At 62.8% G+C, this 10,778-nt stretch carries 3 protein-coding genes; 1 reads left to right on the top strand and 2 read right to left on the bottom strand.

The features are described 5' to 3' along the window. Positions 1 to 56 precede the first annotated feature (56 nt). Positions 57 to 5,147: a dermonecrotic toxin domain-containing protein gene (locus BFP93_RS21665; RefSeq protein WP_065894875.1), complete on the bottom strand. Its 5,091-nt coding sequence runs from the start codon at positions 5,145 to 5,147 to the stop codon at positions 57 to 59. A 157-nt stretch (positions 5,148 to 5,304) separates the two neighbouring features. After that, the gene (locus tag BFP93_RS21670) at positions 5,305 to 8,394 is read right to left on the bottom strand and encodes a transglycosylase domain-containing protein (RefSeq protein ID WP_065894872.1); all 3,090 of its coding nucleotides are present in this window, start codon (positions 8,392 to 8,394) and stop codon (positions 5,305 to 5,307) included. A 415-nt stretch (positions 8,395 to 8,809) separates the two neighbouring features. Here BFP93_RS21670 and BFP93_RS21675 point away from each other — a divergent pair, with 415 nt between their 5' ends. After that, positions 8,810 to 10,222 (top strand): amino acid permease, encoded by a 1,413-nt coding sequence (locus BFP93_RS21675; RefSeq protein WP_065894873.1) that lies wholly within the window; start codon positions 8,810 to 8,812, stop codon positions 10,220 to 10,222. Positions 10,223 to 10,778: the final 556 nt, after the last annotated feature.

Raw genomic sequence — 10,778 nt, forward strand, 5'->3', positions numbered from 1 at the left:
GTAACTATTGAAGGTGCGGATCAGGGTTCAAGCGGCCAGGCCCGCGTTGTACCCACTTACGAGGCGCGGTTGCGGCGCCCCGTGTCACGGGCGAGGGCCTGACGTGTCAGTTGGCGTAAGCATTCCTTTTCCTTGTATCCCAGATCGTTGAGCAGCCCGTTGTACACGTCATCGGACATGGGCGCGTCGGCAAATACCACACTGTCCGGGAGTTGGAGCGCTTCGCCCAGAGTGCGCAATGTGTCGCGCAGGACGGCTTTTTGTGCCGATGTCAGGGTGTCAGATCGCGCCCGCTGTGCCTGCGCGGTCTGCAAGTCATCGAGTTGCAGGAAGCGTGTGGAGTACAGCTGTTCATTGTCGCGGTAGGCCTGATCGTGGCTGTCGCGCAGGTACTGTTCCCAATAGGGCTCCAGCAACATTTGATTGACGAGCCCGTCGCCTTCGCCCAGCGCCAGCACCCGGGTGTAGGCCTGGTTGATCTGCTCCTCGCTGACGTTGGCCGTTGTGCGGTACAGCATGTGGCTGGATATCCAGGGCAAATCCAGCCTGGTCGCCAGGTCGGTCTGGTAGGCAAGGTGCACGTCCACTTCGTCGACCTCTCCGGGCACGCCATCGCGCATGTCGGACCTGAACCGTTGGCCCAGCCCGCCTTCGGCCACCGGTCTTACGCGTAGGGCAATGTCTTCGCCCACCACCTTGCCCAACAGCTTGAGGCGGGCGCTGCCCTTGGCCAGGGTGACGAGTTTGTCTTCGCATTCGGCGGCGTCTTGTGAGTAACGCACGGCTTCGCTGGCCATGACCTCGATCCCCATCTCATTGAAAATCTGCGCGCCCGCGTCGGCGCACAGGCCAGGGAAACCGGACATTTTGAACAGGCGTTCGCGCAACGGGGTGTCTTCATGGGCGGCGCGTACCAGCCGCCAGAGCCTTTGCGTCATGGCCCGGCGATTGTCTTCATAGCGCAGGCGGTCCTCGGCCTGTTCAACAAACTCGGGAGGCTCAAGGTAGCGGATCACTTCGAAAAAGCCCTGGGAGCCGTTTTCCCGTTCGACCGCATTCCACACCTGCTCGGCGATGGGGCGGGTTTGCGCGTCAGCCTCCAGCAGCCAGGGGCCGCTGTTGCCTATGGGTTCATAGGTGCGGTTGGGGTCCAGTCCAGCGGCGGTCCGGTAGTGTTCGTAGTGGGTAAGCGCCTGGGCCGTCAGGGCGTTTCGATCCAGGCGCGTGCGGGCAATCACCCGGGCGTTGGGTGTACCGGCGGTGGCATCCGGTAGCGTGTCGATGGGGTTGGCGCGCAGATCGAGCACAAAATCGTCGGCGCGAGGGTGAGCAAACAGTCCGCCCGGCCACTGGGTGATTGCCGTGCGGCTCAAGCCCAAGTGGCGCAGGTTAGGCATCAGGCTGATATCGGGTGTGAGCACCAGCGGGTTGTTGCTCAGGTCGAGGTGTTCCAGGCGGCGGACTTTTCTCAGGGTACGTACATCGTCGGGGCTGAGCGTCAGGTCATTGCTGCTCAAGTCGAGGTCTTTAAGCCAGCGCATGTGCGCCAGCGCCGGCGGAACATCGATGAGTCTGTTGGCGTGCAGGTCCAGGCTGCGCAGGGTGGGGAAGTGCCTGAGGAAGTCACTGTGCGGCGGGCCAAATTCGGTGTTGCTCAGGTTCAGGGCGGTCGTATGTTCGAAGTTGGCCGTCAGCCGAGGCAGTGGCGACGGCAACGTCCAGTCGTGCAGATCCAGGCGGGCACCGCTTTGAACATGACCGTAGGCATCGGTGTGTTCTGCAAATCGGTCGCCCCAGCAGCGTTCGACGGCAACGCCCAGGTGCGTTCTCCTGGCCCGTTCCGCACGATCCTCCCGACTGCCTCGGGCATGCTGGGTCGGGCTGGCTTTCCAGGCGTGCAACTCGACATGTAAGCGTTGTTTTTCTTCGGTCAGCTCATTGAGCAGACCGCGCAGCTGTCGAGGCGGAACGCTGTCGATAAACAGTTCCATGCGCTGTTGATTGAGTGTGGGAAACAACAGTTGCAAGGTTTGCCGGGCAAGGTCAGCGGAGGTCTCGACGGGGGGCTCGGCGCAGCGGCCTACACCGGCGCCGCCCAGCAGTTGCACGGTTTGCCGGTCGGCCCGGCGGTAGGTCGGTGGCTCGGCCAGCACCGCACGCCGTTCGGCCAGTGATGCCAGCCGGTCCATCAGCCATTGTTTGAAGGGCGCGCCCTGGCCGGGGTGGTAGCCCAGCGCCAGGGCTTTATCGGCGGGCAATGCGCCGAGGATCGCCTCGTACAGGTCTGTGTGGGAAGACAGCCGTGTGCCCGCTTCATCGAACAGGTCATAGCCACGCGCGGTCGGCACCAGAACCCGCCGGGTCGTGGCGTCGACAGGGCCGGTCTCACAACGCAAGGACCCGGTGGGCGTCTGCTCGCGGACTTGAATGCGCAGGTCGGCAAAGCTGTCGCTGTGCACCTTGAGGGTGTTCAGGGCCATCCGCTCGGTGGCGACCGGTAAGGGCGGCGCGGCATAAAACCCTTCGAAGGCCTGCACCGATTGCGCGGCCACATCCAGTTCACGGGCCTGGTTATGCAGGCGCAAGGGCAGGCGTTGCGCGGCCATGGTGAGGTGTTCCTGGCCGCTGGCGGTGCCGAGCAGGCGCGTCTGCAGGGCCATATCCAGGTGGGGAAAGGCGTGGCGCAACAGCAAGTGCTCCGGGTCGTCGGTCATTTCCCATACCTGGCGGTACACGTTGTCGGCGAAATCCCGGCGCCAGCGCAACACGTGATCGGCCAGTTGATCGCGCAGGTGCTGCACCCGTTGCGCTTGGGCGATGTCGCCGCCCAGCAGTTGGCGGGTCGCCGCTTCATCGAGAAAACCCAGGACATGTTCGGGCAGTTGACCTGACATCATTTGCGCGAAACTGAGGGGCAAGGTATCTGCCGACGCAGCGTGCGGGTTGCCCACCTTGATGCTGCGTCCGGACAAGTCAGGGTTGAGGAACACTTCGATGGCTTTATCAGCGGGCCAGCCGTCCAGCTCGGTGACCGTCTGTATGAACCAGTCTGATGAAGGGTCCGACGCCAGCGGCCGGCCGCTGCGAATTTTTTCGCTGGCGATGGCCGGATAAGCCTGCGCTTCAAAGCGCCTGAGGGCGCCCGCCAACAGTGGCGGCATGGGCTCATGGTACAGGTGCATGGCGCGCAGCGCGGCCTCTTCGGTGCCGCTGGCCTGGCGCATCTGTGCCAGTTGCCGATCGGTGAACCCTTCGACCCGATGCCCGAGGCGACGCATGAGGGTGGTGCTGTCCCAGGTCTGCGGCTGCTCCCCTTCGTGCAATACCGCGCCGTCGCCGTTGAAAAATACCTGCGGGCGATAGGCATCCGCGCGTGTAGGGTGGCTGATCCGATGCTCGCCGGTATCCGCGTCGGGGAGCACCTCATAGTGTTCGCCGTGCAGTGCCAGCAGGTGCTTGCCTTGATGCTCATGCAGGCCCGACGGCGACGGCAGCGCGTCGGCAGGCAGGCCATGCTCCTGTCGCGCGTAGGGGCGCAGGTCAGGGTTCCATAATTTGACTCCACCATTGGGCATTCGCACCGGGTGCAGGCCGTCGACAAAGGAGGAAGGCGCGAGTGGGAGGATTTCACCGAGTTTTCCTGCGCCGGCAAAGAGCGTCGCCTGGATCAGGTTCTGCGCCACCCCGAGCAGGTGCTGCGCAGCCTCCGTGCGCTGGCCCTGGGACCAGTCGACAATGCCTTCGAACACCTCATCGAGCACTTGATAGGCGGTGTAGGCCAGCATCAGTTCTCCCAACAGGGGCACAAAGGGTGTGATCAGCAACAGGCCGGCATTGAGCAGGTCCGACAGCGCCTGCTGCAAGTTATCCCACCAGGCCCACCGGGCCAGGTGGTCGACGTAGGCGGTGGACACCGCCATGTCCCTGGCGTCATTGACGACCTTGTTCAGGTGCACACGGTAGAGGTAACGCCACAGATTATCGGTGCCCGGGTCGTCCGCGCGGTTTTGATAATCCTCGGTGATGTTTTGCAGGCGAAATTGCAGGTTGGGCCGGTCGGCCTCTGCGCTCAGTCGCGCGCTGAGCTGCGCGAAAAACCGGCCGCGCAGTTGATGAGGCACGAACTGGCTGAAAAAACGCGGGTAGGTGCCAGTGGTTTGCGCGGGGCCGCCCTTCAACTGGCGGGTCAGTTCTCGGACGAATGCAGTGGGGGCGGGGTATTCCTTGACGGGGTGTTCAGGGTCTCCCGGTACATACGCAATGACCCGGCCATTGGACGGTTGTGTCATGAACAGCAGGATGCCGGTCAGTTGGCAGTCCAGCAGGCTCAGGTTGTAACTGTTGATCGGCAGGCCATCGAGCCTCACGTCGGCGCGTTGTTCGATCAAGCCCTGCACGGCCGTCAATGCATCGGCGCGCAGGTCGCCTTTGAGTTGCGCCAGATGGGCGGCGCTGTTGAGGGCGGCCTTGTGGGTGGTGATAGCCTCATCGCGCACCACGACCGCAACGGGCGGGTTGTCGAATCCCAGCCGCTGCCGGAGACGGGCCTGGTAACGAGCGCCGATGTCGAGGTTTCGGCAGATGTTCTTGAAGGTCTCTGCACCAAGGCGCACGCCCGTACGACGATGGGGAAAGTGCAGGATGTCCTGTTGCCCGCGCGGGTCTTGCGCGCTGAGGAAGGCGAAGTCGACAAAACGGTCGGTAGCGGAAAAATTACCCAGGGCAGCGTCCAGTAATGACAGGGTTTTGCTCTGTACGCCTTTTTTGACGTTGACAGTCCACCAGGCCAGGGCGGCGTCGGTATAGAGGCGCACAAAGGTGTTTTTGACGTCGATGTCGCCGTACTCAGTGAACAATGCCGCTTTGAGCAACGGCTCGGCGAAGGTGTAGAGGTCGTTGATATCCCCCAGGCGTTTGTCCAGTGTGTTTTGCGCACGCCAATGCTCGGCGATGGCCTGCCTGAGGGGCAGGTGAGCCTGGGGGGTGGCATGCGCATAGGGTTGCGCAGTGGGCAACGTTGCGCTTTCAAGCGCGCTGATGCGCGCCGGGCTGGTGCCTGTCAGCCAGTCGGGCAGGGCGTTCCTGAGGTGTTCGATGTGGCGGCCCTGAAAACTGTCCGGCGTTGCAGGGGCGAGCAAAATGGGCATTTCTTTCAACCTGAATAGTCCTTTAAAAGACGTTCGAGTCTATTCAGCCGAATGCTTGAAAATAAGTTTGAAAAATCAAGGCAAGGCCCTGGCAAACCGGCGCTTCGGATCAATTAATCAAGAGTAATCAACAGCCGGTTACCGCCCTGGCAGGGCGTCATTGAGGCAGGCATGCGCTCCGGCTTTCGCCTTGCAGATAAGGCATCACTATCGGTGCCATGCCTTTGAGCACTTGCACCGGCAACGCCGAGGTGAACTTGAACCCCTGCGCCGAGCTGCCCGGTACGAATGCGGTGAGCGTGCCGAAATGGCGTTCGCCGATGTAGAACACAAACGTGGCGGTACGGTTGATCGCCTTGGAACTGAGGATGCGCCCGCCCGAACCGATGGCTTCGATGCGGTTATCGCCGGTGCCGGTCTTGCCGCCCATGGGCAGCGGTGTGCCGTCGGCCTGTTTGAAACTGCCGGCGACGCGTTTTGCGGTGCCGGCGTCCACCACCTGGGATAACGCGCCGCGCAAGGCGGTCGCCACTTCAGAGGGCATCACTCGTCGCGCCCGGCCGGGGTCGTTGATCACGCGCGTGTCATACGGTGTGCCGGCGGCAAAGTGCAGGCTGTCGATGCGCAATACAGGCAGGCGCACGCCGTCGTTGAGGATGATGCCCATCAACTCGGCCAGGGCGGCGGGGCGGTCGCCGGAGCTGCCGATGGCGGTCGCCAGGGACGGCACCAGATGATCGAAGGGATAACCCACGGCCTTCCAGCGCTGATGGATCTCCAGGAACGCTTCGATCTCCAGCATGGTGCGGATACGGCTGTCGCGCGCACTCTGGTGACGGCTCTTGAACAGCCAACTGTAGACCTCCTGGCGCTCGAACTGGCTGGCCTTGACGATTTCGCTGAACGTCGCCTGCGGGTGGTTGATCAGGTAGCCCAGCAACCACAGGTCCAACGGGTGCACTTTGGCGATATAGCCCTGGTCGGGCAGGTCGTAGGCGCCGGGGCCGTAGCTGTCGTAGAGCGCGTCGAGACGCTTGTCGGTCAGCGTCTGCTGGGCCTTGGTGCCGGCCAGGCGGGCGCGTACGAAACTGTTGAAGCTGTCACGGCTGGCCTCGGGCAGCAGATAACGGTGCACCGCAGCCAGGCGGATCGCCGTGGGATGCAGGCTGTCGAGAAAGGTTTCCAGGCGCGCCTGGGTGTCTTTCTTCTGGTATTTCTTCCAGAACTTGAGCAGGAACGTGGTGCCTTCACGGTCGGCAAATTGCGCCAGGTATTCCTGGCGACGGGGCTCGTTGTCGTCCTTGAGCAGTTGCGCGCTGTTGTCGGCGCCGGTGTAGGTGGTGTAGCGCACCAGATCGCGCATCAGGCGAATAAACGGCAGGTTGATCGACTCACGCAGGGCGTCGCGCAGGGTCGGGTTGCGGCCGTTGTCTTCGTTGCGAAAGTTGTGGAAGCGGTGCAGGCCGCCGCCGGTGAAAAAGCGTTCGCCGGGGCTGGCGGAATAGGTGCGGTCAAGGGCGGCGTCGAGCATCTGCGCCAGGGGTTTGCCGGGATTTTGCAGCAGGTAGTCCACGGCCCAGCGACTGAGGCGGTCTTGTTCGGCGATCTGGACTTTTCTCAAGGCCGCGGGCGCGACGTTGACATAGCGCTCATGCAGCTCGGCGATGATTTGCAGGTAGGTGGTCAGCACTCGCAGCTTGGCGGTGGAGCCCAATTCCAGCTTGCTGCCCTCGTTGATGTCGAACGGTTGGTCGGTATTGTCGGTCTGCACGCGCACGCGGGCGCTGTCGATAGTGCGCTCGAACAAGGTGAAGCTGTAGCGCACCTGCGGTGTGCTGGCAGGGGTGAGCAGGCGTTCGCCCAACAGCCCGATCTGTTGGGCGTAGGCGGGGTCCGCCAGTTGCTTGAGGTAGGCGGTGACCTGTTCCTGCAAATCGCCCTGCAGCGTGCTGGTGGCTGACAGGTCCAGGCGATCAAGGTCGTAGAGCGGGCGATCGAGCAGTGCGCCCAGGCGGCTGCGGGCCATGCCGATGCCTTTGTTGGCCTCGATTTTCTGCGTGGTCGGTTGCTGCTGCCAGTCGCGATAGCTGACCTGGCTGGCCAGCGCCGCTTTCAATAAGCCAGGTTCCAGCAGCCCCTCCTGCGCGAGCAGCCGCAGGTGACTGTCGGTCAATTGCGCGAGCTCGTCGCGGCCCTTGCTCAGGTAATGCGAAGGACGGCGCTGGGCGATCATCAGCGACAGCACTTGGCGCAACGCCAGACCCCGTGACGCCAGACCGGCCGGGGTGTTCGCGGTGTCGGCCAGGGCCTGGTTGACCTGGGCGAAGTCTGCGCCGTACCACACCCGCAAGCCCTCGGCCATGCCGTGCACTTCACCGTGGCCCGGCACTGCCGACAGCGGCACGCTGTTGAGGTAGTCGCGCACTACATTTTGCCGGGCCGGCAGCGTGTCGGTACCGTGTTGATAGGCGCGCACGCTGGCCGACAGCATCTGGCGCAGTTTTTCGCTGCCCGACAGGGTCAGGCCGTCCGGTGAATGGCGGTATTTTTCCAACTGCGTCGCCAGGGTGCTGCCCCCTGCCGTCTGCCCCGGCAGGTGCAACTGGCGCGCCACCTGCGACCAGGCGGCCTTGGCAAAGCGCGGCCAGTCCACCGCCGGGTTGGCCTGGGCCGGTTCGGGGTCGAGCAGCGCCCGGTTTTCGATGAACAACAGGCTGCGCACCATCAACGGCGGCACATCGCTGAACTGCGCGTAAAGCTGCGTCGGGTAGTTGAATTGGTACAACGGCGCGGCACGGCAATCGGTGATGTTCAGCCCGGCCTGGATTTTTTCTGCATAGGGGATAAACAGGCCGTGACCGCTGTAGTTCATCAATGCCGTGGAGAAACGCGCCTGAGACTGGATCACGTAGTTGCGCTTGAGCAAGCGCGGCAGGAATTCGCCCAGGGCGCTGTAGCCCAGGCGCCGATCGAACGGCCCGGCACCGGGATACACGATGGCATCGCTGGCACCGGGCTCCACGCGATAGGTCAAGTGTGACGCCCATTGGCTGAGCATGCGCGCCTGCCAGCGGGCGCTGTGCATCTCGCGTAACGCGGCGAACCCCAGGGCGGCCAGCGCCAGCAGCAGGATCAGCCAGAACAGTCGACGCCATGGCCGAGGCGGTCTGGATTTTTTCGGCAATGGGGCGGGTGACGGGCTGTCGGCTTCAGCCTGATGCGGGTCGGTCTGCCACAGTGCGCCCATAGTCGATTGATCCATTCCTACAGATTGATCGGACTTGTCTGAAGCGTAGACGCGAATTGTCTGATCTACGAAGTTTGTCGATGGGCCCGCATGCCACGGGTTTGTCCGAGGTGTCTGGACCCCGGCCCGTTATGCAATACTCTGCGCCGTTTTGCGCGCAGAAGGCCGTTCCAGACGCTTGGTGCTTGCTCCGTCCAAGCGCTTTTTCTCGGGGCATATCGCCAAATTTGCCTGTTTATAGAGTGAAATACCCTGGCGCGCGCTTTTTATACTGCATGCCCGCTGACCTGGCCGCTGACACATGCCAGGCGGGTTTGCCCACGAGGCAGGCCCGGTCAAGGCGGTGTATTTGCCTACCTGCAGATACGCCGACGCTCGGTGGTCAAATCCAATAACAAAATGAGGTTGTATCCCTATGCCTGTCGGCAAACCCCTGCCCCCTGGCGAGACCGTTCAAGGCGGCCCGCTCAAACGCGAACTCGGTGAACGGCATATTCGCCTGATGGCGCTCGGCGCCTGCATCGGCGTCGGCCTGTTTCTCGGCTCGGCCAAGGCCATCGAAATGGCCGGCCCGGCGATCATGCTCTCGTACGTCATCGGTGGCCTGGCCATTCTGGTGATCATGCGCGCCCTCGGCGAAATGGCCGTGCACAATCCTGTGGCCGGTTCGTTCAGCCGTTATGCCCAGGATTATCTGGGCCCATTGGCGGGCTTTCTCACCGGGTGGAACTATTGGTTCCTGTGGCTGGTGACCTGCGTCGCGGAAATCACTGCCGTGGCGGTGTACATGGGCGTCTGGTTCCCCGACACACCGCGCTGGATCTGGGCCCTGGCGGCGCTGATCAGCATGGGCACCATCAACCTGATCGCGGTCAAGGCGTTCGGTGAGTTCGAGTTCTGGTTCGCATTGATCAAGATCGTCACCATCATTGCCATGGTGATCGGCGGCGTCGGCATTATTGCCTTCGGCTTCGGCAATGACGGCGTGGCGCTGGGCATTTCCAACCTGTGGGCCCATGGCGGCTTCATGCCCAACGGCGTACAGGGCGTCTTGATGTCGTTGCAGATGGTGATGTTCGCCTACCTGGGCGTGGAGATGATCGGCCTTACCGCCGGTGAAGCGCGCAACCCGCAGAAAACCATCCCCAGCGCCATCGGTTCGGTGTTCTGGCGCATCCTGCTGTTCTACGTGGGCGCGCTGTTCGTGATCCTGTCGATCTACCCGTGGAATGAAATCGGCACCCAGGGCAGCCCGTTCGTGATGACCTTTGAACGCCTGGGCATCAAGACCGCCGCGGGTATCATCAACTTCGTGGTGATTACCGCCGCGTTGTCATCCTGCAACGGCGGCATCTTCAGTACCGGGCGCATGCTCTACAGCCTTGCGCAGAATGGCCAGGCCCCGGCCGCGTTCGGCACCACATCCAGCAATGGCGTGCCACGCAAGGCGTTGCTGCTGTCGATTTTCGCCTTGCTGTTGGGCGTGCTGCTCAACTACCTGGTGCCCGACCAGGTGTTTGTCTGGGTGACCTCCATCGCCACCTTCGGCGCGATCTGGACCTGGCTGATGATCCTGCTGGCGCAGCTCAAATTCCGTAAGGGCCTGAGCCCTGCCGAGCGTGCCGGTCTGCAGTACCGCATGTGGCTGTACCCGGTCAGTTCCTACCTGGCGCTGGCGTTTTTGCTGTTGGTGGTGGGCTTGATGGCGTACTTCCCGGACACACGGGTTGCGTTGTATGTGGGGCCTGCGTTTCTGGTGCTGTTGACGGTGCTGTATTACGTGTTCAAGTTGCAGCCTACCCAGGCGACGGGGCGTTCAGCTGCCTGAATCCTTAGGCCGAACCGGAGCCGGGAAATAGGGGAGCAGGCTTGCCCTAATGGCTTGGGTCGATCCCGGTCCAACTGTGGGAGGGGGCTTGCTCCCGATGGCGGCCTCAGGACCGACCAGGATGTTGGGTCGATCCCGGTCCAAATGTGGGAGGGGGCTTGCCCCCGATGGCGGCCTCAGAGCCGACCAGGATTTTGGGTCGATCCTGGCCCAACTGTGGGAGGGGGCTTGCCCCCGATGGCGGCCTCAGGACCGACCAGGATTTTGGGTCGATCCTGGCCCAACTGTGGGAGGGGGCTTGCTCCCGATGGCGGCCTCAGAGCCGACCAGGATTTTGTGTCGATCCTGGCTCAAATGTGGGAGGGGGCTTGCTCCCGATGGCGACCTCAGAGCCGACCAGGATGTTGGTGTCGATCCCGGTCCAAATGTGGGAGGGGGCTTGCCCCCGATGACGGCCTCTGAGCCGATCAGGATGTTGGATCAGATCGCGTACATATCCGTTTCTGCGGTAACGGCCACTTAGGGTTCCGCCCTGACGGCGGGTCACTTTGGAAAA

The organism is Pseudomonas sp. 44 R 15 (assembly GCF_900004965.1).
GTDB lineage: Bacteria > Pseudomonadota > Gammaproteobacteria > Pseudomonadales > Pseudomonadaceae > Aquipseudomonas > Aquipseudomonas orientalis_A.